The sequence below is a fragment of the Pseudomonas sp. SMV7 genome (assembly GCF_052041995.1).
Lineage (GTDB): Bacteria > Pseudomonadota > Gammaproteobacteria > Pseudomonadales > Pseudomonadaceae > Aquipseudomonas.
In genome coordinates, this window is record NZ_JBKGGT010000005.1 from 46,782 (window position 1) to 70,002 (window position 23,221).

Here is a 23,221-nt window from a genome sequence, read left to right on the forward strand (position 1 = left end):
TGAGGGGGCTGGGCATGATGCCGGCCCGCTGAACATCATTCGGAGATGGATATGACAGCGCTCTACATGATTATCGGCACCCTCGTGGCCTTGGGGGTGCTGGTCACCTTCCATGAATTCGGCCACTTCTGGGTGGCACGTCGCTGCGGGGTCAAGGTGCTGCGCTTCTCGGTGGGCTTCGGTACGCCGTTGCTGCGCTGGCATGATCGCCATGGCACCGAGTTCGTGGTCGCGGCGATTCCGCTGGGTGGCTACGTCAAGATGCTCGATGAACGCGAGGGCGAGGTGCCGCCGGCGCTGCTCGACCAGGCGTTCAACCGCAAGTCCGTGCGCCAGCGCATCGCCATCGTCGCGGCCGGCCCGGTTGCCAACTTCCTGCTGGCCATCCTGTTCTTCTGGGTGCTGGCGATGCTGGGTACCCAGCAGGTCCGTCCGGTGATCGGCGCCGTCGAAGCGGGCAGCCTGGCAGCATCCGCAGGCCTTACCGCAGGTCAGGAAATCGTCTCCATCGATGGCAAGCCGACCAATGGCTGGTCGGCGGTCAACCTGCAACTGGTCCGGCGCCTGGGCGAGAGCGGCACCTTGCAGGTGGGCGTGCGCGACGAGGGCGCCACTGCCGAGCGCCAGCTGCAGGTGAAACTGGACAGCTGGCTCAAGGGGGCCGACGAACCGGACCCGATCCAGTCCCTCGGCCTGCAGCCCTGGCGCCCGGCGATCGTGCCGGTGCTGGCCGAAATCGATCCGAAGGGGCCGGCTGCCGCTGCCGGCCTGAAAACCGGTGACAAGCTGCTGGCCCTCGACGGTATTGCCGTGAACGAGTGGCAGCAGGTGGTCGATGCCGTGCGCGCCCGCCCGCAAGCCAAGGTCGTGGTGCGTGTCGAGCGTGACGGCGCTGCCCTGGAACTGCCGGTGACCCTGGCGCGCAAGGGCGAGGGCAAGGCTGCCGGTGGCTATCTTGGTGCCGGGGTAAAAGGTGGCGAATGGCCTGCCAGCATGCTCCGCGAAGTCAGCTACGGCCCGCTGGACGCGGTGGGTGAGGGCTTGTCGCGCACCTGGAGCATGAGTGTCCTGACCCTTGAATCACTGAAGAAAATGCTGTTCGGAGAGCTCTCGGTAAAAAACTTGAGCGGACCGATAACCATTGCTAAAGTGGCGGGCGCTTCAGCCCAGTCCGGCGTGGGGGATTTCCTGAATTTCCTGGCCTACCTGAGCATAAGCCTGGGGGTTCTTAACCTGCTGCCCATCCCGGTTCTGGATGGGGGGCATTTGCTGTTTTACCTGGTCGAGTGGGCGCGCGGTCGTCCGCTGTCGGATCGGGTGCAAGGTTGGGGGGTCCAGATCGGTATCAGTTTGGTCATAGGGGTGATGTTGCTCGCCCTGATCAACGATCTGGGTCGACTATAAAGCTTCGCTCAATTGCGAACCCGCCGTTTTGTCGCGGCGGGTTGTTTATTGCCAGTTGGAATAAAAGGACTTCATGAAACGTCTGCTGCTAACTGCGGTCATGTCCGCACTGATGATCGCTGAAGTTCACGCCGAGTCCTTCACCATCTCCGATATCCGCGTCAACGGCCTGCAGCGGGTTTCCGCCGGCAGTGTGTTCGGTGCGCTGCCGCTGAACGTCGGTGACCAGGCCGATGACCGCCGCCTGGTGGAATCGACCCGTTCCCTGTTCAAGACCGGCTTCTTCCAGGACATCCAGCTGAACCGCGATGGCAATGTCCTGATCATCAACGTGGTTGAGCGCCCATCGGTATCGAGCATCGAGATCGAAGGCAACAAGGCGATCAGCACCGACGACCTGATGAAGGGCCTGAAGCAGTCGGGCCTGGCCGAAGGCGAGATCTTCCAGCGAGCCACCCTCGAAGGCGTGCGTAACGAGCTGCAGCGTCAGTATGTGGCGCAGGGCCGCTACTCGGCCGAAGTCGACGCCGAGGTGGTGCCGCAGCCGCGCAACCGTGTGGCGCTGAAGATCAAGATCAACGAAGGCACCGTCGCCGCCATCCAGCACATCAACGTCGTTGGCAACAACGTGTTCGACGACGAGACCCTGGCGCAGCTGTTCGAGCTGAAGACCACCAACTGGCTGTCGTTCTTCAAGAACGACGACAAGTATGCCCGCGAAAAACTCTCCGGTGACCTGGAGCGCCTGCGTTCCTACTACCTGGACCGCGGCTACATCAACATGGACATCGCCTCCACCCAGGTGTCCATCACGCCGGACAAGAAGCACGTCTACATCACCGTCAACATCAATGAAGGCGAGAAGTACACCGTTCGCGACGTGAAGCTGTCCGGTGACCTCAAAGTGCCGGAAGACCAGGTCAAGTCGCTGTTGCTGGTGCAGCCAGGCCAGGTATTCTCGCGCAAGGTGATGACCACCACCTCCGAATTGATTACCCGCCGCCTGGGTAACGAAGGCTATACCTTCGCCAACGTCAACGGGGTGCCGAAGCCGAACGACGAAGACCACACCGTCGACATCATGTTCGTGGTCGACCCGGGCAAGCGTGCCTACGTCAACCGCATCAACTACCGTGGCAACACCAAGACCGAAGACGAAGTGCTGCGTCGCGAAATGCGCCAGATGGAAGGTGGCTGGGCCTCGACCTACCTGATCGACCAGTCCAAGACCCGCCTGGAGCGCCTGGGCTTCTTCAAGGAAGTCAACGTCGAGACCCCGCCAGTGCCAGGCACCGACGACCAGGTCGACGTCAACTACAGCGTCGAGGAGCAGGCCTCCGGCTCGATCACCGCCAGCGTCGGTTTCGCCCAGAGCGCCGGCCTGATCCTCGGTGGTTCGATCAGCCAGAGCAACTTCCTCGGTACCGGTAACAAGGTTTCCATCGGCCTGACCCGTTCGGAATACCAGACCCGCTACAACTTCGGCTTCGTCGACCCCTACTTCACTGCCGATGGCGTGAGCCTGGGCTACAACGCCTTCTACCGCAGCACCGATTACGACGACCTCGACGTCGACGTGGCCAGCTATGCGGTGGACAGCTACGGTGCCGGCGTCAGCCTGGGCTATCCGATCAGCGAAACCTCGCGCCTGACCTATGGCCTGAGTGTGCAGCAGGACAAGATCAAGACCGGCAAGTACACCGTCGACGAGATCTTCGACTTCCTCGAAGAGGAGGGCGACAACTTCCTCAACTTCAAGGCCTCGATCGGCTGGTCGGAATCGACCCTGAACAAAGGCGTGCTGGCAACCCGTGGCCACTCGCAGAGCCTGACCCTGGAATCCACCATTCCGGGCAGCGACCTGTCGTTCTTCAAGCTCGACTACCGTGGCCAGCTGTTCAAGCCGATCACCAACGACTACACCCTGCGCCTGCACACCGAGCTGGGCTATGGTGACGGTTATGGCAGTACCTCGGGCCTGCCGTTCTACGAGAACTACTTCGCCGGTGGCTTCAACTCCGTGCGTGGCTTCAAGGACAGCAGCCTGGGCCCGCGCAGTACTCCAAGCCGTGGCGAGGCCAACGGTGGCAAGCCTGGTACCATCGCCGACCCGGACCAGGATCCGTTGCCGTTCGGTGGTAACGTGCTGGTGCAGGGCGGTGTCGAGCTGCTGTTCCCGCTGCCGTTCGTCAAGGACCAGCGCTCGTTGCGCACCTCCGTGTTCTGGGACGTGGGTAACGTGTTCGACACCAATTGCGGCAACCAGCCTGATTGCGAGAAGGTCGGTTTCTCGGGCATGGCCAGTTCGGTCGGCCTGGGCGTGACCTGGATTACTGCACTGGGCCCGTTGAGCTTCAGCCTGGCGATGCCGGTCAAGAAGCCGGACGATGCCGACACGCAGGTGTTCCAATTCTCTCTGGGCCAGACCTTCTGAGGTCGGCCCTCGCTTAACGACAACGGTTTATCCAGGAGTGCATCGTGCGTAAGTTGACTCAACTGGCCGTAGTGGCCGCGGCGCTGGTCGCCACCCCGGCTTTCGCCGAAATGAAGGTTGCCGTCCTGAACTATCAGATGGCCCTGCTGGAATCGGACGCCGCCAAGAAATACGCGGTGGATGCCGAGAAGAAGTTCGGCCCGCAACTGACCAAGCTGAAAAGCCTGGAAAGCAGCGCCAAGGGTATCCAGGACCGCCTGATCAAAGGCGGCGACAAGATGCAGCAGCAGGAGCGTGAGCGCCTGGAGCTCGAGTTCAAGCAGAAGGCCCGTGACTTCCAGTTCCAGTCCAAGGAGCTGAACGAAGCCAAGGCCGTTGCCGACCGCGACATGCTCAAGCAACTGAAGCCCAAGCTGGATGGCGCAGTCGAGGAAGTGATCAAGAAGGGTGGTTATGACCTGGTCCTCGAGCGTGGTGCGGTCATCGATGTCAAACCTCAGTACGACATCACCCGCCAGGTCATCGAGCGCATGAACCAAGCCCGTTGATATGACCGTGACCATGACGCTAGGCCAGCTGGCCGAGGCCCTCGGCGCCACCCTCAAGGGGCCCGAGGCGCTGCAGATTACCGGGCTGGCCACCTTGCAGGAGGCAGGCCCCGGTCAGTTGAGCTTCCTCGCCAACCCGCAATACCGCAAATACCTGGACAACAGCCAGGCGGCTGCGGTGCTGCTCAAGGCGGCGGATGCCGAAGGCTTTGCCGGCAACGCATTGATCGTGGCCGATCCTTACCTGGCCTACGCGCGCATTTCCCACCTGTTCGACCCCAAACCCAAGGCTGTGGCGGGTATTCATCCCAGCGCCGTGGTGGCTGAGGACGCGCAGGTGGATGCCAGCGCCAGCATCGGGCCGTTCGCGGTCATCGAAAGCGGCGCACGCATCGGGGCCAATGTCAGCGTGGGTGCGCACTGCGTGGTCGGTGCCCGGTGCGTGATCGGCGAGGGTGGATGGCTGGCGCCAAGGGTCACCCTGTACCATGACGTGACCATCGGCAAGCGCGTGGTCATTCAGTCGGGTGCGGTGATCGGCGGTGAAGGCTTCGGCTTCGCCAACGAGAAGGGTGTGTGGCGCAAGATCGCCCAGATTGGTGGGGTGACCATCGGTGACGACGTGGAAATCGGCGTCAACACCGCGGTCGACCGTGGTGCGCTGTCGGACACGCGCATCGCTGACGGGGTCAAGCTCGACAACCAGATCCAGATCGCCCACAACGTGCAGATCGGTGAGCATACGGCCATGGCCGCCTGCGTCGGTATCTCCGGCAGTACGCGCATCGGCAAGCATTGCACCATCGCCGGCGGTGTCGGCATGGTGGGTCATATCGATGTCTGTGATAACGTTTTCGTGTCCGGGATGACCATGGTGACCCGTTCGATCACCGAACCGGGTGCCTATTCTTCCGGCACTGCCATGCAGCCACTGGCTGAATGGCGCAAGAGCGCCGCGCGTATCCGCCACCTGGACGACATGGCCAAGCGTCTCCAGCAGCTGGAAAAACGCGTCGATACCGTGACCTCAGGTGGCCAGCCGACATCAGAAGGCTGATACCATTCCTTGAGCAAGAGTGAACAGTCGCTAGCTGGCTCCTCTTTGGATTGCAAAAGGAGCGTGTGGTCAGCACCTGCGCTCCCTATTCTTATTACAGGCTTCCCCCCCGAAATGATGGACATCAACGAGATTCGCGAATACCTGCCTCACCGTTACCCGTTCCTGCTGGTGGACCGTGTGACGGATCTGGACTTCGAGGCCCAGAGCATTCGTGCCTACAAGAATGTCAGCATCAACGAGCCGTTCTTCAATGGCCATTTTCCGGCGCACCCGATCATGCCCGGTGTTCTGATCATCGAAGCCATGGCCCAGGCAGCCGGTATCCTTGGTTTCAAGATGCTCGACGCCAAGCCGGCCGATGGCACCCTGTACTACTTCGTCGGTTCCGACAAACTGCGTTTCCGTCAGCCGGTGCTGCCGGGTGACCAGCTGGTGCTGGAAGCCAGGTTCCTCAGCCGCAAGAGCATGATCTGGAAGTTCGAGTGCCGTGCGCTGGTCGACGGCAAGCCGGTTTGTTCGGCCGAGATCACTTGCGCGGAACGCTCCCTATGAATTCGATTGATCCTCGGGCCATTATCGATCCTTCGGCCAAACTGGCCGATGGCGTCGAGGTCGGCCCCTGGTCGATCGTAGGCCCCGATGTGGAAATCGGGGAGGGCACCGTTATCGGCCCGCATGTTGTGCTCAAAGGGCCGACCCGCATCGGCAAGCACAACCGTATCTTTCAGTTTTCCTCGATCGGCGAAGACACCCCGGACCTGAAGTACAAAGGTGAGCCGACGCGCCTGGTGATCGGTGACCACAACGTCATCCGCGAAGGGGTGACCATCCACCGCGGCACCATCCAGGACCGCGCGGAAACCACCGTGGGCGACCACAACCTGATCATGGCCTATGCCCACATCGGCCACGACAGCGTGATCGGCAACCACTGCATCCTGGTCAACAACACGGCGTTGGCCGGGCATGTGCACGTGGGCGACTGGGCGATCCTGTCCGGCTATACCCTGGTGCACCAGTACTGCCACATCGGCGCTCATGCGTTTTCCGGCATGGGCACGGCGATCGGCAAGGACGTCCCGGCCTTTGTCACCGTGTTCGGCAGCCCGGCCGAGGCCCGTAGCATGAACTTCGAAGGCATGCGCCGGCGCGGTTTCAGCGATGAAGTCATCCATGTGCTGCGCCGTTGCTACAAGATCGTCTACCGCCAGGGCCTGACCGTCGAAGACGCGCTCAAGGAACTGGACGAACTCGCTGCACAGCACCCTGAGGTCGAGCTGTTCCGTCAGTCGATCGTGAACTCTGCCCGCGGCATCACCCGCTGACATGGCCCAGCTTTGCGTAGCGTTGGTCGCGGGTGAGGCCAGCGGTGACATCCTCGGTTCAGGCCTGATGCGTGCCCTCAAGGCACGCCACCCTGACGTGCGGTTCATCGGCGTTGGCGGCCCGCTGATGGAGGCCGAAGGGCTGCAATCCTATTTCCCCATGGAGCGCCTGGCCGTCATGGGCCTGGTCGAAGTGCTGGGGCGCCTGCGCGAGCTGCTCAAACGCCGCAAGCTGCTGATCGAAACCCTGGTAGGTGAAAGGCCCGATGTGTTCATCGGTATCGATGCGCCGGACTTCACCCTGAATATCGAGCTGAAGCTGCGCCAGGCCGGTATCAAGACCGTGCACTACGTCAGCCCCTCGGTGTGGGCCTGGCGGCAGAAGCGTGTGCTGAAGATCCGCGAAGGCTGCGACCTGATGCTCACGCTGTTGCCGTTCGAGGCGCGCTTCTATGAAGAAAAGGGTGTGCCGGTGCGCTTCGTTGGCCATCCATTGGCTGACACCATCCCGCTCGAAGCCGACCGTCCAGCCGCGCGCGCCCAGCTCGGCCTGGGCGAGGGGCCGGTAGTGGCACTGATGCCGGGCAGCCGGGGCGGTGAAGTCGGGCGCCTGGGCGCGCTGTTCCTCGATGCCGCCGCACGGCTGTGCCAGCAGGTACCGGGCGTGCGTTTCGTGCTGCCCTGCGCCAACGCCGCGCGGCGCGCGCAGATCGAGCAGATGCTCGAAGGGCGCCAGCTGCCGTTGACCCTGCTCGATGGCCAGTCGCACCAGGCCCTGGCAGCCTGCGACGCGGTGCTGATCGCCTCGGGTACCGCTACACTCGAAGCGCTGTTGTACAAGCGACCGATGGTGGTGGCCTACCGCCTGGCGCCGTTGACCTACTGGATCCTCAAGCGCCTGGTCAAAAGCCCGTATGTGTCGTTGCCAAACCTGCTCGCCCAGCGTGCGCTGGTGCCTGAGCTGTTGCAGGACGATGCCACCAGCGAAGCGCTGGCCGACGCCCTGGCGCCACTGGTGGCCGACGGCAGCCAGCAGACCGGGCGCTTCGACGAAATTCACCGCACCTTGCGCCGTGACGCCTCGAATCAGGCCGCCGAGGCGGTGCTGGCCTTGCTGAAGGACCGCTGACATGCAGATTGGACTGGATTTCAACCTGGTCGAAGACCTCGTCGCTGGCGTCGACGAGGTGGGCCGTGGCCCGCTGTGCGGCGCGGTGGTGACGGCGGCGGTGATCCTCGACCCGGCGCGCCCGATCCTCGGCCTGAACGATTCGAAGAAGCTCACCGAAGCCAGGCGCGAGGCGCTGTTCGATGAGATCTGCGAGAAAGCCCTGAGCTTTTGTATCGCCCGTGCCGAGGTCGAGGAAATCGACCAGCTGAACATCCTCCATGCCACCATGCTGGCCATGCAGCGCGCAGTCGAAGGGCTGCACGTTACGCCGAAACTGGCCCTCATCGATGGCAATCGCTGCCCGAAGCTGGCGGTGCCTTCGGCTCCGGTCGTGCAGGGTGACGCAAAGGTGCCAGCCATTGCTGCGGCCTCGATCCTGGCCAAGGTGACCCGCGACCGGGAAATGAGCGCCTTCGAGCTGATCTATCCGGGCTATGGCATTGGTGGGCACAAGGGCTACCCGACACCGGTGCACCTCGAGGCCCTGGCGCGCTTGGGGCCTACGCCCATTCATCGGCGTTCCTTTGCCCCGGTGCGGGCTGCCTGGGATGCGCGCGAAGGTGTCATGGCATCCCTGATCTGACCGCGGGGCCCGCTTCGTTTGCCGGCACAGCCGGTGCCATCCGCCGCGCTGTCTGCTTCGTGGTGCAACGCCAGCGCTGAAGCATGGCGCGATGCTTGTAAGCGCCTTGTGTCGCGATAGGCTGCAACGCAACCCAAAATCCCGCCTCATTTACGCTACAATCCCGCCCTTGTCGTTCAGCACTGCTACAGGATCTTCCATGTCGGTTCCCTTCGTTCACCTGCGCGTCCACTCCGAATTCTCGCTGGTCGACGGCCTGGTGCGGATCAAGCCGCTGGCCAAGGCACTGGCCGGGATGAACATGCCGGCGGTGGCGATCACCGACCAGAGCAACATGTGCTCGCTGGTGAAGTTCTACAAGACCGCCATGGGCGCCGGTATCAAGCCGATCTGCGGCGCTGACCTGTGGCTGGCCGGTGCCGACCCGGAAGCACCGCTGTCGCGGATCTGCCTGCTGGCCATGAACCCGAAGGGCTACCGCAACCTCACCGAGCTGATCTCGCGTGGCTGGACCGACGGCCAGCGCAACGGCCTGGTGATCCTCCAGCGCGAATGGATCGCCCCGGCCAGCGAAGGCCTGATCGCCCTGTCCGCAGGCAAGGAAGGTGACATCGGCATGGCCCTGCTGGCTGGCAGGGACGATGAAGCCGAGGCCCTGCTGCAGGACTGGATGGGCATGTTCCCGGAGCGCTTCTACGTTGAAGTGCAGCGCACCAACCGCGCCCGCGACGAGGAGTACGTGCATGCCGCCGTAGCCCTGGCGGACAAGTTCGGCGCTCCGCTGGTAGCCACCAACGACGTGCGTTTCATCAAGCAGTCCGACTTCGACGCCCATGAAACGCGGGTGTGCATCGGCGAGGGCTGGACCCTCGACGACCCGCGCCGGCCACGGATGTACAGCGACCAGCAGTACCTGAAGTCGGCCGAGGAAATGGCCGAACTGTTCAGCGACATGCCCGACGCCATCGCCAACACGGTCGAGATCGCCAAGCGCTGCAACATCCAGGTACAGCTGGGCAAGTACTTCCTGCCCGACTTCCCCACGCCCAATGGCATGGGTATCGATGACTACCTGCGCCACGTCTCCCACGAAGGCCTGGAAGAGCGCCTGGCGGTGCTGTGGCCGAAAGAGACCACGCCCAACTACGAAGAGAAGCGCCAGGTCTATCTGGACCGCCTGAAGTTCGAACTGGATATCATCATCCAGATGGGTTTCCCCGGTTACTTCCTGATCGTGATGGACTTCATCAAGTGGGCCAAGAACAACGGCGTCCCGGTCGGCCCGGGCCGGGGTTCGGGTGCCGGCTCGCTGGTGGCCTACGTGCTGAAGATCACCGACCTCGACCCGCTGGCCTACGACCTGCTGTTCGAGCGCTTCCTCAACCCTGAACGTATTTCCATGCCCGACTTCGACGTCGACTTCTGCATGGATGGCCGCGACCGGGTGATCGACTACGTGGCCGAAACCTATGGCCGCAACGCGGTCAGCCAGATCATCACCTTCGGCACCATGGCCGCCAAGGCGGTGGTGCGCGACGTGGCGCGGGTGCAGGGCAAGTCGTACGGGCTGGCCGACCGGCTGTCGAAGATGATCCCGTTCGAAGTCGGCATGACCCTGGAAAAGGCCTACGAGCAGGAAGAAATCCTCCGCGACTTCCTCAAGGGCGACGAAGATGCCCGCGAGATCTGGGACATGGCCCTGAAACTCGAGGGTGTGACGCGGGGCACCGGCAAGCACGCCGGTGGCGTGGTGATCGCCCCGACCAAGCTCACCGACTTCTCGCCGATCGCCTGTGACGAAGAGGGCGGCGGCCTGGTAACCCAGTTCGACAAGGACGACGTCGAGGCCGCGGGCCTGGTGAAGTTCGACTTCCTCGGCCTGCGTACCTTGACCATCATCAAGTGGGCCATGGAGATCATCAACCGCGAGCAGGCCAAGAAGAACCTGCCCGAGGTCAACATCGACTTCATCCCGCTGGACGACCGCAAGACCTACGAGCTGTTGCAGAAGGCCGAAACCACGGCGGTGTTCCAGCTTGAATCGCGTGGCATGAAGGAGCTGATCAAGAAGCTCAAGCCCGACTGCCTGGAAGACCTGATCGCACTGGTGGCACTGTTCCGTCCCGGCCCGCTGCAGTCGGGCATGGTGGACGACTTCATCAACCGCAAGCACGGCCGCGCCGAGCTGGCCTACCCGCACCCGGACTACCAGTACGAAGGCCTGCAGCCGGTACTGGCGCCAACCTACGGCATCATCCTGTACCAGGAACAGGTGATGCAGATCGCCCAGGTAATGGCCGGCTACACCCTTGGCGGCGCCGACATGCTGCGCCGGGCCATGGGTAAGAAAAAGCCCGAGGAAATGGCCAAGCAGCGCGGCGGCTTCATCGAAGGTTGTGCCAACAACAATATCGATGCGGACCTTGCCGGTAACATCTTCGACCTGGTAGAGAAATTCGCCGGTTACGGCTTCAACAAATCCCACTCCGCCGCCTATGGCCTGGTGTCCTACCAGACCGCCTGGCTGAAAACCCACTACCCGGCGCCATTCATGGCGGCGGTGCTGTCGGCGGACATGCACAACACCGACAAGGTGGTGGTGCTGGTAGAAGAAGTGCGCAGCATGAAGCTGCGCCTCGACGCCCCGGATGTGAACTTCTCCGACTTCAAGTTCACCGTCAACGATGACGGGCGCATCGTCTATGGCCTGGGTGCCATCAAGGGCGTGGGCGAGGGCCCGGTGGAGGCGATCGTCGAGGCGCGTGCCCAGGGCGGCCCGTTCAAGGACCTGTTCGATTTCTGCCAGCGTATCGACCTCAAGCGGGTCAACAAGCGCACCCTCGACGCGCTGATCCGCAGTGGCGCGCTGGACCGTCTGGGCCCGCACTTCCATGACGAGATCAAGGCCTATCACGCCCATATCGACATCAACCGGGCCACCTTGCTGTCGGCGCTGGGCGAAGCCATCAAGGCCGCCGAACAGGCCGCCCACACGGCGGACAGTGGCCACGTCGACCTGTTCGGCGGCATGTTCGACGCTGCCGACACCGATGTCTACGCCAACCACCGCAAGGTGCGCGAGCTGACCCTCAAGGAACGCCTGAAAGGCGAGAAGGACACCCTTGGCCTGTACCTCACCGGCCACCCGATCGACGAATACGAGGCCGAGATCCGCCGCTTTGCCCGCCAGCGCATCATCGACCTCAAGCCGTCGCGCGACACCCAGACCATCGCCGGCATGATCATCGCCTTGCGGGTGATGAAGAACAAGAAGGGCGACAAGATGGGCTTCGTCACCCTGGATGACCGCTCCGGCCGCATCGAGGCATCGCTGTTTGCCGATGCCTTCATGGCGGCACAGTCCTTGTTGCAGACCGACGCCATGGTGGTGGTCGAAGGCGAGGTCAGCAACGACGACTTCTCCGGCGGCCTGCGCCTGCGGGTGAAGCAGGTGATGACCATGGAAGATGCGCGCACCAAGCTTGCCGAGAGCCTGCGCCTGAAGGTGGCCCACGAAGCGCTCAAGGGCGACCGGCTGAAGTGGCTGGGCGAGCTGATTACCCGTCACCGTGGTGCTTGCCCGATCACCCTGGAGTACACCGGCAGCGACGCCAAGGCCATGGTGCAGTTTGGCGAGCAGTGGGCGATCGACCCGGCCGATGGGCTGATCCAGGCACTGCGTGACCAGTTCGGACGTGAGAACGTCTTCCTGCAATATCGTTGAACCGACAACAAATTTAATCTCGACCTGAATGCGCCTGATCCCTTAAGGTAAGGCGCCAAACGGATCAACCGGCCGGCCGCCTGGCCGTAGACCCAAGACGGATGACTATGAACCCGAATTTTCTCGATTTCGAACAGCCGATTGCCGACCTGCAAGCCAAGATCGAAGGCCTGCGTCTGGTGGGCAACGACAACTCGCTGAACATCAGCGATGAAATTGCCCGTCTGCAAGACAAGAGCAACACCCTGACCGAAAGCATCTTCGGCAACCTGACCAGCTGGCAGATCGCCCGCCTGGCCCGTCATCCACGTCGTCCTTACACCCTGGACTACCTGGAGCACATCTTCACCGAGTTCGAAGAGCTGCACGGCGACCGCCACTTCTCCGACGACGCCGCCATCGTCGGTGGTACCGCCCGCCTGGACGGCAAGCCGGTCATGGTCATCGGTCACCAGAAGGGCCGTGAAGTGCGCGAGAAGGTGCGCCGCAACTTCGGCATGCCGCGCCCGGAAGGCTACCGCAAGGCCTGCCGCCTGATGGAAATGGCCGAGCGCTTCAAGATGCCGATCCTGACCTTCATCGACACCCCAGGCGCCTACCCGGGCATCGACGCCGAAGAGCGCAACCAGAGCGAGGCCATCGCCTGGAACCTGCGCGTGATGGCGCGCCTGAAAACGCCGATCATCGCCACCGTGATCGGTGAGGGCGGTTCCGGCGGCGCGCTGGCCATCGGCGTGTGCGACCAGCTGAACATGCTGCAGTACTCCACCTACTCGGTGATCTCGCCGGAAGGCTGTGCCTCGATCCTGTGGAAGACCGCCGACAAGGCCGCCGACGCGGCCGAGGCCATGGGCATCACCGCCGAGCGCCTGAAGAGCCTGAACATCGTCGACAAGGTCATCCAGGAACCGCTGGGCGGCGCCCACCGTGACCCGGTCAAGATGTCGGAAAGCATCCGTGCCGACCTGGTGCAGCAGCTGGACATGCTCGGCAAGCTCGACCACGACGCACTGCTGGCCCGTCGTTACGAGCGCCTGATGAGCTACGGCGTCTGATCACGCGCTGAATGGCACCGGCTTTGCCGGTGTTCGCGAGCGAGCCCGCTCCTACAGGTATTGCGCTGTCCTCGGGACCTGCGCCGAACCTGTGGGAGCGGGCTTGCCCGCGAATGCGTTCTTCAATCGTGCGAGGTCTGGATGATCAACCTCACCCCCTGGCTCAACGCCCGCACCTGGTACGTCGCCTTCTCCGGCGGCCTCGACTCCACCGTCCTCCTGCACCTGCTGGCCGAGCACGCCCGCCACCACGCCAGCCCCGCGCTGCGCGCCATCCATATCCACCACGGCCTGCAACCTGCTGCGGACGCCTGGCCTGCACACTGCCAATCCATCTGCGACCGGCTTGGTATCGTACTCCAGGTCATCCACGTCCAGGTCAGCCCCGGCGCCAGCCTCGAACAGGCGGCCCGTGCCGCCCGCTATGCCGCCTTCAGCCAGAGGCTGGGCCCGGGCGATGTCCTGTTCACCGGCCAGCACCGCGACGACCAGGCTGAAACCTTGCTGTTCCGCCTGCTGCGCGGTGCCGGCCTGCGTGGCCTGGCAGCGATGCCGGAGCAACGGCGACTGGGGCAGGGCAACCTGGCCAGGCCTTTGCTGGGGTGGTCCCGCCAACAGTTGCGCGACTACGCCGAGGCGCAGCAACTGGCCTGGATCGAGGACCCGTCCAACGCGGATAGCCGATTCGCCCGCAATTACCTGCGCGCCGAAGTATTCCCGCACCTGCAGCAGCGTTGGCCACAGGCCAGCCAGAACCTTGCCCGCGCCGCCGAGCACCTGGGCGAAGCCCTGGGCCTGCTGGACGAGCTTGCCCAGGGCGATCTGGCGCTTGCCGAGGAGGGCGCTCCGCTGACCTGGCCCGGGCTCGATTCGCTCGACCTGGCGGCCCTGGTCGCGCTGTCACCGGCCCGTCAGCGCAATGCCTTGCAGTACTGGCTGAGCCGGCGAACCCGTTTGCCCGACACCCGGCACTGGGCGGGTTGGGCTGACCTGCGCGATGCCGCCGCCGATGCCCAGCCGATATGGCGGCTGGGCGATGGGCAATTGCTGCGCAGTCACGGACGCATCTGGTGGTTGAGCGGCGACTGGCTGCAGCAGCCTGGCGCAGGGCTGGCGTGGCGCGATCCCGGCGAGCCTTTGCGGCTGCCGGGTAACGGTAGTGTGCGGCTGGTTGGCGCAGTACCTGCAGGTAGCCTGCGCATTGCCTACCGCCAGGGGGGCGAAGTGCTGGACATCCCCGGCCGTGGCCGACGCGAACTCAAGCGCCTGCTCAACGAGCTGCAGGTGCCGCACTTCCTGCGTCCGCGCCTGCCATTGCTGTACCAGGGCGAGCGCCTGCTGGCGCTGGCCAACCTGCCCGGCCTGGTACAGGCGGATTGCCAGCTGGATTGGCAGTTGCCGACGAACGCGCAAGGTTTGAGCTGAAGGGTACATTCGGGTAGACTACCCTCCCTTCTTGATACAGCTTCTGTGGGTTCCGCGAAAACACAGGAGTTGCCGATTACCAAGCAGTTTTTTGCTGGGCTGATTCTGAAAATGACGAGCGAGCTCCATGCCGGGGATACCCCTGGTCTGTACAGACGCGGCAGTTTTTCGAGATGCACTGTGATTGACGCAGGTGATCGGGGGCTTCGGCCTTCCTTCGCTTTCTCCGGCGGCGCTGGCCGCCTTAACGCAGACTTCTAGGGTTTTTCATGACGCGCTACATATTCGTCACGGGCGGTGTTGTTTCTTCATTGGGGAAAGGCATTGCCTCGGCTTCCCTGGCGGCCATCCTGGAAGCGCGGGGCCTGAAGGTCACCATGCTCAAGCTGGATCCGTACATCAACGTCGATCCGGGCACCATGAGCCCGTTCCAGCATGGTGAAGTGTTCGTCACCCACGATGGCGCCGAGACCGACCTCGACCTGGGCCACTACGAGCGGTTCATCCGCACCACCATGACCCAGAACAACAACTTCACCACCGGCCGTATCTACGAGCACGTGCTGCGCAAGGAACGCCGTGGTGACTACCTGGGCGCGACCATCCAGGTCATCCCGCACATCACCGACGAAATCAAGCGTCGCATCATCAAGGGCGCCGGCGATGCCGACGTGGCCCTGGTGGAAATCGGCGGTACCGTGGGCGACATCGAGTCGCAACCGTTCCTCGAGGCCATCCGCCAGCTGCGCGTCGAAGTGGGCTCCAAGCGCGCCATGCTGATGCACCTGACCCTGGTCCCGTACATCGCCACCGCTGGCGAGACCAAGACCAAGCCGACCCAGCACTCGGTCAAGGAGCTGCGCTCCATCGGCCTGCAGCCTGACGTGCTGATCTGCCGCTCCGACCACCCGGTCGATGCCTCGTCGCGTCGCAAGATCGCGCTGTTCACCAACGTTGAAGAGCGTGCGGTGATTTCGCTGGAAGACGTCGACACCATCTACAAGATCCCGGGCGTGCTGCATGCTCAGGGCCTGGACGACTTCGTCGTCGAGCGTTTCGGCCTGCAGTGCAACGGCGCCGACCTGTCCGAGTGGGACAAGGTGGTCGATGCCAAGCTCAACCCTGAGCACGAAGTGACCATCGCCATGGTCGGCAAGTACATGGAGCTGCTGGATGCCTACAAGTCGCTGATCGAAGCGATGAGCCACGCCGGCATCACCAACCGCACCAAGGTCAACCTGCGCTACATCGACTCGGAAGACATCGAGAACCAGGGCACCAGCCTGCTCGAAGGCGCCGATGCCATCCTGGTGCCGGGCGGTTTCGGCCTGCGCGGCGTGGAAGGCAAGATCACTGCGGTGCAGTACGCCCGTGAGAACAAGGTGCCGTACCTGGGTATCTGCCTGGGCATGCAGGTGGCCGTGATCGAGTTCGCCCGTAACGTGATGGGCTGGAAAGACGCCAACTCCACCGAGTTCGACCGCAACAGCGGCCACCCGGTAGTCGGCCTGATCACCGAGTGGGCCGATGCCACTGGTGCCGTCGAGACCCGCAGCGAGGCCTCCGACCTGGGTGGCACCATGCGCCTGGGCGCGCAGGACTGCCAGCTGATCGCCGGTTCCAAGGTGCACGACTGCTACGGCAAGGACGTGATCACCGAGCGTCACCGCCACCGCTACGAAGTGAACAACAACCTGCTGCCACAACTGGTCGACGCCGGCCTGGTGGTGTCCGGCCGCTCGGAAGACGGTGCGCTGGTGGAAGTGGTCGAGTCCAAGGACCACCCATGGTTCGTCGCCTGCCAGTTCCACCCGGAATTCACCTCGACCCCGCGTGACGGCCACCCGCTGTTCAGCGGTTTCGTCAAGGCAGCCCTGGCTCAGAAGAACAAGGCCTGATCAATGACCCAGAAGATCATTCGCGTCGGTAACATCGAGATCGCCAACGACAAGCCGTTCGTCCTGTTCGGCGGCATGAACGTCCTGGAGTCCCGTGACCTGGCAATGAAGGTCTGCGAAGAGTACGTGCGGGTCACCGAGAAGCTCGGTATCCCGTATGTGTTCAAGGCCAGTTTCGACAAGGCCAACCGCTCGTCGGTGACGTCCTACCGCGGCCCGGGCATGGAACAAGGGTTGAAGATCTTCGAGGAGATCAAGCGTACCTTCAACGTGCCGGTCATCACCGATGTGCACGAGCCCTACCAGGCCGAACCGGTGGCCAAGGTGTGCGACATCATCCAGTTGCCGGCCTTCCTGTCGCGGCAGACCGACCTGGTGGTGGCCATGGCCAAGACCGGCGCGGTGATCAACATCAAGAAGGCGCAGTTCCTCGCCCCCCAGGAAATGAAACACATCCTGACCAAGTGCGAGGAAGCCGGTAACGACCAGCTGATCCTCTGCGAGCGTGGTTCGAGCTTCGGCTACAACAACCTGGTGGTGGACATGCTCGGCTTCGGCATCATGAAGCAGTTCGAGTACCCGGTGTTCTTCGATGTGACCCACGCCCTGCAGATGCCCGGTGGCCGCGCCGATTCCGCCGGTGGCCGCCGCGCGCAGGTCACCGACCTGGCCAAGGCCGGCATAAGCCAGGGCCTGGCCGGCCTGTTCCTCGAAGCCCACCCCGATCCGGACAACGCCAAGTGCGATGGCCCATGCGCCCTGCGCCTGGACAAACTGGAGCCATTCCTGGCCCAGCTCAAGCAACTGGATGACCTGGTGAAAAGTTTTCCGACGGTAGAAACCGCGTAAAGCTCGATTCTCGGGTAAAGTACCGTCCGATCCACCCCTGACCACTCGGTCAGGGGTTCCCTTCACGGGGCCTGCCCACTGCAAGTCCGCCCGGTGAACGGCAAGATTTCCCAAGCTAAGTTGTTTTCGTCAATTCTGGAGTGCTTACAACAATGGCAAAAATCGTCGACATCAAAGGTCGTGAAGTTCTCGATTCGCGTGGCAACCCCACCGTGGAAGCCGATGTACTGCTCGACAACGGCATCATCGGCAGTGCTTGCGCGCCGTCCGGTGCTTCCACTGGCTCGCGCGAAGCGCTGGAGCTGCGTGATGGCGACAAGAGCCGTTACCTGGGCAAGGGCGTGCTGAAGGCCGTCGCCAACATCAACGGCCCGATCCGTGACCTGCTGCTGGGCAAGGACCCTGCCGACCAGAAGGCCCTGGACCGCGCCATGATCGAGCTGGACGGTACCGAGAACAAGGCCAAGCTGGGCGCCAACGCCATCCTGGCCGTCTCCCTGGCTGCCGCCAAGGCCGCCGCCCAGGACCTGGACCTGCCGCTGTACGCGCACATCGCCAACCTGAACGGCACCCCGGGCCAGTACTCGATGCCGGTTCCGATGATGAACATCATCAACGGCGGCGAGCACGCCGACAACAACGTCGACATCCAGGAGTTCATGGTTCAGCCGGTTGGCGCCAAGACCTTCTCCGACGGCCTGCGCATGGGTACCGAGATCTTCCACCACCTCAAAGCCGTGCTGAAGGCCCGTGGCCTGAACACCGCCGTGGGTGACGAAGGTGGTTTCGCCCCTAACCTGGCGTCCAACGAAGACGCCCTGGGCGCCATCGCCGAAGCGGTGGAAAAAGCCGGCTACAAGCTCGGCACCGACGTGACCCTGGCCCTGGACTGCGCGGCTTCGGAATTCTACGAAGACGGCAAGTACAACCTGTCCGGCGAAGGCAAGTCGTTCGACGCCGAAGGCTTCGCCGAGTACCTCAAAGGCCTGACCGAGCGCTTCCCGATCATCTCGATCGAAGACGGCCTGGACGAGTCCGACTGGGCTGGCTGGAAGATCCTCACCGACAAGATCGGCGCCAAGGTACAGCTGGTGGGCGACGACCTGTTCGTGACCAACACCAAGATCCTCAAGGAAGGCATCGAGAAGGGCATCGGTAACTCGATCCTGATCAAGTTCAACCAGATCGGCTCGCTGACCGAAACCCTGGAAGCCATCCAGATGGCCAAGGCTGCCGGCTACACCGCGGTGATTTCGCACCGTTCCGGTGAAACCGAAGACTCGACCATCGCCGACCTGGCGGTAGGTACCGCTGCTGGCCAGATCAAGACCGGCTCGCTGTGCCGTTCCGACCGCGTTTCCAAGTACAACCAGCTGCTGCGTATCGAAGAGCAACTGGGTGCCAAGGCGGTTTACCGTGGTCGTGCCGAGTTTCGCGGCTAAGCAAGAGATGGTAAAAAGACAGCAGCCGGAGTTGTAGGGGCTTTCATACTGAAATTTCCTACCTTCCAACGGGTTTCTGTCGACGAAGCCTGGCCTCGGCCAGGCTTCGTGCTATTCGAGACCCCGAATCGAACATTCTGCGACGGTCTTTTTTAACCTGGATACCTAGATGCGCAGTCCTTATTGGTTGTTCCTTGTCCTGCTCCTGCTGCTGGGTGGTCTGCAATACCGCCTGTGGGTGGGTAATGGCAGCCTGGCGCAAGTGACCGAGCTGAAGCAGCAGATCGCCGAGCAGCATGCCGAGAACGAGCGCCTGCTTGAGCGAAACCGCGTGCTCGACGCCGAAGTGCTGGAGCTGAAAAAAGGCATGGAGACCGTTGAAGAACGGGCTCGCCACGAATTGGGAATGGTCAAAGAGGGCGAAACCCTCTTCCAGTTGCCACAGAAATGATCGATACGTTACCGGCCTTCTGGGCCGTGATTCCTGCTGCGGGCGTTGGTGCCCGCATGGCTGCTGACCGCCCCAAGCAATACCTGGAGCTGGCCGGGCAGACCATTCTCGAGCACAGCCTCGACTGTTTTCTTGGCCACCCGACGCTTAACGGCGTGGTGGTCAGTGTTGCCGAACACGACCCCTACTGGCCGACCTTGCGCTGCGCCAGCGACCCGCGCATCCGCCGCGCGGCGGGTGGCCGTGAGCGTGCCGACTCGGTACTCAACGCCTTGTTGATGCTGCATGCCGAAGGGGCCGCGGACAGCGACTGGGTGCTGGTGCACGATGCTGCGCGCCCGAACCTGGCGCGCAGTGACCTGGACAAGCTGCTGTCGGAACTGGCGGACGACCCGGTGGGCGGGCTGCTGGCGGTGCCGGCGCGCGATACCCTCAAGCGGGCCGACGCTGGCGGGCGGGTCAGCGCCACGGTTGACCGCAGCACCATCTGGCAGGCCTACACACCACAGATGTTCCGCCTGGGGGCGCTGCACCGGGCGCTGGCCGAGTGCCAGGTGGCGGATGTGCTGGTGACTGACGAGGCCTCGGCCATCGAATGGTCCGGCCAGGCGCCAAAGCTGGTGGAAGGGCGCAGTGACAACATCAAGGTGACCCGCCCGGAAGACCTCGAATGGTTGCGCCAGCGCTGGACCGTGCGGCGCTGAAGCTTTAATCCAGCACCGGCCTCTTCGCGGGCTTGCCCGCTCCCACAGGTACAGCGCCAGCCTGAAGGTATGCGCAGTACCTGTGGGAGCGGGCAAGCCCGCGAAGAGGCCAGTACAGGCAGCGCATTCCTTCAGCCGAGACGATACTCCGGCAACCCCGCCAACCCTTCCTTCAGGTAATCCACCAACCGCCGCACCTTCGGCGACAGGTGCCGCTGCTGCGGATACAGCGCCCACACTGCCGTGTTCGGCGGCTGGTGCGCTTCCAGCAATGACACCAGGGCACCACTGTTCAGGTGCTCCAGCACGTAATAATCCGGGAGCTGACACAAGCCCATGCCCTGCAACGCCGCATCCAGCACGGCCTGCCCGCTGTTGCAGCGCCAGTTGCCCTGCACCCGCTGGCTGATCTCGCGACCGTCCTGCTGCAGCGCCCACAGGTCCGAACTGCCTACCAGGCAGTTGTGCCGTGCCAGCTCCGACAGGCTGTGCGGCCGCCCATAACGTTCCAGGTAGGCCGGCGAGGCGCACAGGTACATGCGCCGTGGCGCCAGGCGGGTGGCCACCAGCCGTGAATCGGCCAGCCGGCCCAGGCGGATGGCCAGGTCCATGCCTTCGTGTACCAGGTCGAGGGTGTGGTTGCTCAGTTCCACGTCCACCCGCAGTTGCGGGTATTGCGCCATGAACCGGGTCACCAGCGGCACGATGAAGCGCTCGCCATAGGCCACCGCGCAGGTCATGCGCAACAAGCCCTTGGGCTCGCTGGCCAAGTCACCCATGGCGCGCAGGGCTTCCTCGCGGCCATCCTGCAGGCGCTGGCAGTGCTGCAGGAAGGTCTGCCCGGCTTCGCTCAGGGTCACTCGCCGGGTGCTGCGGTACAGCAAGCGGGTCTGCAGGCGTTCTTCCAGGCGGGCAATCTGCCGGCTGACATGCGACGAAGAAACCCCCAGGCGTTCGGCGGCCGCTGTGAACTGGCCGGTTTCTGCCACGGCGACGAATTCGTCGATGCCTTCCCAGCGGCTGCTCATGGATTATCCCTGCATGGCAATAATGTTTTGTCTTTGCCCGGATTATTCCTCAAATGGCGGTGAATTACACTGCCAGACTGAATCGACCCTCTGTCTGGAGACCTTTGATGATCAAGTCCCGTGCTGCCGTAGCCTTCGAAGCCAAGAAACCGCTGGAAATCGTCGAAGTCGACGTAGCCATGCCCAAGGCCGGTGAAGTGCTGCTGCGCGTAGTCGCCAGCGGTGTCTGCCACACCGATGCCTATACCCTGTCCGGCGCTGACCCAGAAGGTATCTTCCCGGCGATCCTGGGCCACGAAGGCGGCGCCATCGTCGAGGCGGTGGGCGAAGGCGTGACCTCGGTCGCCGTCGGTGACCACGTCATCCCGCTGTACACCCCCGAATGCGGCAAGTGCAAATTCTGCCTGTCGGGCAAGACCAACCTGTGCCAGGCCATTCGCGCCACCCAGGGCAAGGGCCTGATGCCGGATGGCACCACGCGTTTCTCCTACAAGGGCCAGCAGCTGTTCCATTACATGGGCACCTCGACCTTCTCCGAATACACCGTGCTGCCGGAAATTTCCGTGGCCAGGATCCAGAAAGAAGCACCACTGGAAAAGGTCTGCCTGCTGGGTTGTGGCGTCACCACCGGTATCGGCGCGGTGCTCAATACCGCCAAGGTCAAGCCGGGTGATACCGTGGCCATCTTCGGCCTCGGCGGCATCGGCCTGTCGGCGGTGATCGGCGCGGTGAAGGCCAAGGCCTCGCGGATCATCGCCATCGACATCAACCCGGCCAAGTTCGAGATCGCCCGCCAGCTGGGTGCCACCGACTGCATCAACCCGAAAGACTACGACCGCCCGATCCAGGAAGTGATTGTCGACCTCACCGACGGCGGCGTGGACTTCTCCTTCGAGTGCATCGGCAACGTGCAACTGATGCGTGCCGCGCTGGAATGCTGCCACAAGGGTTGGGGAGAGTCGGTCATCATCGGTGTGGCCGGTGCCGGCCAGGAAATCGCCACCCGTCCGTTCCAGCTGGTCACCGGGCGCGTCTGGCGTGGTTCGGCGTTCGGCGGCGTGCGTGGCCGCAGCGAACTGCCAAGCTACGTGGAAATGTCGGAAAAGGGCGAGATCCCGCTGGACACCTTCATCACCCACACCATGGGCCTGGAAGACATCAACAAGGCCTTCGACCTGATGCACGAAGGCAAGAGCATCCGCAGCGTGATCCACTTCTGAGGTATGCCATGAGCCTGGATAACATCTCCTGCCAGAAGAGCTTCGGCGGCTGGCACAAGCGTTACCGGCATCACTCCAGGGTGCTGGGCTGTGACATGGTGTTCGCCGTGTACCTGCCACCGCAGGCCGAGCAGGGCGAGAAGCTGCCGGTGCTGTACTGGCTCAGCGGCCTCACCTGTACCGACGAGAACTTCATGCAGAAGGCCGGCGCCCAGCGCCTGGCCGCCGAGCTGGGGCTGATCATCGTCGCGCCGGATACCAGCCCGCGTGGCGAGCAGGTGCCGGGTGACCCTGACGGGGCCTGGGATTTCGGCCTGGGTGCGGGCTTCTACCTCAACGCCACCCAGCAACCCTGGGCACAACACTACCGCATGCACGACTACGTGGTGGAAGAGTTGCCGGCGCTGATCGAGGCGCATTTCCCGGCATCGGCGGAGCGCAGCATCAGCGGTCATTCCATGGGCGGCCACGGTGCGCTGGTGTGTGCCTTGCGTAACCCTGGGCGCTACCGCTCGGTGTCGGCGTTCTCGCCAATCAGCAACCCGATGGATTGCCCATGGGGCGAGAAGGCCTTCAGCCGCTACCTGGGTGAAGACCGCGCGCGCTGGCGCGAATGGGATGCCAGCGTGCTGTTGGCCGAGACGCCGGCGGGCGAGTGCCCGCCGCTGCTGGTCGACCAGGGTGACCGGGACGACTTTCTCGAGAAGCAGCTCAAGCCCGAAGCGCTGGAGCAGGCGGCACGCAAAGGCGGGCATGCGCTGACCCTGCGCCTGCAACCGGGTTATGACCATAGCTACTACTTCATCGCCAGCTTCATCGAGGAGCACCTGCGCCATCATGCGGTGGCGCTGGGGCGGGTGTAGCCGTGGCTGCGGCCGCGCCTACATGGCGGCCCCAATA

At 63.4% G+C, this 23,221-nt stretch carries 19 protein-coding genes; 18 read left to right on the plus strand and 1 reads right to left on the minus strand.

The window, feature by feature from the left end; translation table 11 throughout:
- The first annotated feature begins 51 nt into the window (after nucleotides 1-51).
- The 16 genes from rseP to ispD all read left to right on the plus strand — a co-directional run bounded on the left by rseP (nucleotide 52) and on the right by ispD (nucleotide 20,073).
- Nucleotides 52-1,404: an RIP metalloprotease RseP gene (gene rseP, locus ACLEJP_RS08005; RefSeq protein ID WP_440805360.1), complete on the plus strand. Its 1,353-nt coding sequence runs from the start codon at nucleotides 52-54 to the stop codon at nucleotides 1,402-1,404.
- Nucleotides 1,405-1,477: 73 nt separating this feature from the next.
- Entirely contained in the window at nucleotides 1,478-3,838 is a 2,361-nt protein-coding gene (bamA, locus tag ACLEJP_RS08010) for an outer membrane protein assembly factor BamA (RefSeq protein ID WP_225776618.1), read from the plus strand.
- 44 nt (nucleotides 3,839-3,882) lie between these two features.
- Nucleotides 3,883-4,386, plus strand: a complete 504-nt coding sequence (locus ACLEJP_RS08015; RefSeq protein ID WP_015269197.1) for an OmpH family outer membrane protein — start codon at nucleotides 3,883-3,885, stop codon at nucleotides 4,384-4,386.
- A 1-nt stretch (nucleotide 4,387) separates the two neighbouring features.
- Nucleotides 4,388-5,443, plus strand: coding sequence for a UDP-3-O-(3-hydroxymyristoyl)glucosamine N-acyltransferase (gene lpxD, locus ACLEJP_RS08020; RefSeq protein WP_289134597.1), 1,056 nt, complete (start codon nucleotides 4,388-4,390; stop codon nucleotides 5,441-5,443).
- Between the two features lie 114 nt (nucleotides 5,444-5,557).
- Nucleotides 5,558-5,998, plus strand: a complete 441-nt coding sequence (gene fabZ / locus ACLEJP_RS08025; protein WP_051097422.1) for a 3-hydroxyacyl-ACP dehydratase FabZ — start codon at nucleotides 5,558-5,560, stop codon at nucleotides 5,996-5,998.
- Nucleotides 5,995-6,771 carry an acyl-ACP--UDP-N-acetylglucosamine O-acyltransferase gene (lpxA, locus tag ACLEJP_RS08030; RefSeq protein WP_186679198.1) on the plus strand — a complete coding sequence of 259 codons (777 nt, stop codon included), beginning with the start codon at nucleotides 5,995-5,997 and terminating at the stop codon, nucleotides 6,769-6,771. Before fabZ ends, lpxA begins: the two co-directional genes overlap by 4 nt.
- Before the next feature lies 1 nt (nucleotide 6,772).
- Nucleotides 6,773-7,900, plus strand: a complete 1,128-nt coding sequence (gene lpxB / locus ACLEJP_RS08035) for a lipid-A-disaccharide synthase (protein ID WP_440805364.1) — start codon at nucleotides 6,773-6,775, stop codon at nucleotides 7,898-7,900.
- Between the two features lies 1 nt (nucleotide 7,901).
- Nucleotides 7,902-8,525, plus strand: a complete 624-nt coding sequence (gene rnhB / locus ACLEJP_RS08040) for a ribonuclease HII (RefSeq protein WP_440805366.1) — start codon at nucleotides 7,902-7,904, stop codon at nucleotides 8,523-8,525.
- A gap of 199 nt (nucleotides 8,526-8,724) precedes the next feature.
- Entirely contained in the window at nucleotides 8,725-12,249 is a 3,525-nt protein-coding gene (gene dnaE / locus ACLEJP_RS08045; RefSeq protein ID WP_440805368.1) for a DNA polymerase III subunit alpha, read from the plus strand.
- Nucleotides 12,250-12,356: 107 nt separating this feature from the next.
- A complete protein-coding gene (gene accA / locus ACLEJP_RS08050) occupies nucleotides 12,357-13,304 on the plus strand; it encodes an acetyl-CoA carboxylase carboxyl transferase subunit alpha (protein WP_289134586.1) in 948 nt (315 codons plus the stop codon).
- Nucleotides 13,305-13,445: 141 nt separating this feature from the next.
- Nucleotides 13,446-14,729 carry a tRNA lysidine(34) synthetase TilS gene (gene tilS, locus ACLEJP_RS08055; protein ID WP_440805369.1) on the plus strand — a complete coding sequence of 428 codons (1,284 nt, stop codon included), beginning with the start codon at nucleotides 13,446-13,448 and terminating at the stop codon, nucleotides 14,727-14,729.
- A 269-nt stretch (nucleotides 14,730-14,998) separates the two neighbouring features.
- Nucleotides 14,999-16,627 carry a CTP synthase gene (locus ACLEJP_RS08060; RefSeq protein WP_225776626.1) on the plus strand — a complete coding sequence of 543 codons (1,629 nt, stop codon included), beginning with the start codon at nucleotides 14,999-15,001 and terminating at the stop codon, nucleotides 16,625-16,627.
- Nucleotides 16,628-16,630: 3 nt separating this feature from the next.
- A complete protein-coding gene (gene kdsA / locus ACLEJP_RS08065; RefSeq protein ID WP_440805372.1) occupies nucleotides 16,631-17,476 on the plus strand; it encodes a 3-deoxy-8-phosphooctulonate synthase in 846 nt (281 codons plus the stop codon).
- Nucleotides 17,477-17,628: 152 nt separating this feature from the next.
- Complete coding sequence (gene eno, locus ACLEJP_RS08070; protein ID WP_170028662.1) at nucleotides 17,629-18,918, plus strand: phosphopyruvate hydratase; 1,290 nt, start codon at nucleotides 17,629-17,631, stop codon at nucleotides 18,916-18,918.
- A 169-nt stretch (nucleotides 18,919-19,087) separates the two neighbouring features.
- A complete protein-coding gene (gene ftsB, locus ACLEJP_RS08075) occupies nucleotides 19,088-19,369 on the plus strand; it encodes a cell division protein FtsB (protein WP_004375443.1) in 282 nt (93 codons plus the stop codon).
- Nucleotides 19,366-20,073: a 2-C-methyl-D-erythritol 4-phosphate cytidylyltransferase gene (gene ispD, locus ACLEJP_RS08080; protein ID WP_440805375.1), complete on the plus strand. Its 708-nt coding sequence runs from the start codon at nucleotides 19,366-19,368 to the stop codon at nucleotides 20,071-20,073. The genes ftsB and ispD overlap by 4 nt, the downstream gene beginning before the upstream one ends.
- 131 nt (nucleotides 20,074-20,204) lie before the next feature.
- Here ispD and ACLEJP_RS08085 read toward each other — a convergent pair whose 3' ends face one another.
- Entirely contained in the window at nucleotides 20,205-21,101 is an 897-nt protein-coding gene (locus tag ACLEJP_RS08085) for a LysR substrate-binding domain-containing protein (RefSeq protein ID WP_170028664.1), read from the minus strand.
- 107 nt (nucleotides 21,102-21,208) lie between these two features.
- Between ACLEJP_RS08085 and ACLEJP_RS08090 the strand changes: the two genes are divergently transcribed.
- Nucleotides 21,209-22,321 (plus strand): S-(hydroxymethyl)glutathione dehydrogenase/class III alcohol dehydrogenase, encoded by a 1,113-nt coding sequence (locus ACLEJP_RS08090; RefSeq protein WP_440805377.1) that lies wholly within the window; start codon nucleotides 21,209-21,211, stop codon nucleotides 22,319-22,321.
- An 8-nt stretch (nucleotides 22,322-22,329) separates the two neighbouring features.
- Complete coding sequence (gene fghA / locus ACLEJP_RS08095) at nucleotides 22,330-23,184, plus strand: S-formylglutathione hydrolase (RefSeq protein ID WP_225776629.1); 855 nt, start codon at nucleotides 22,330-22,332, stop codon at nucleotides 23,182-23,184.
- Nucleotides 23,185-23,221 lie beyond the last annotated feature (37 nt).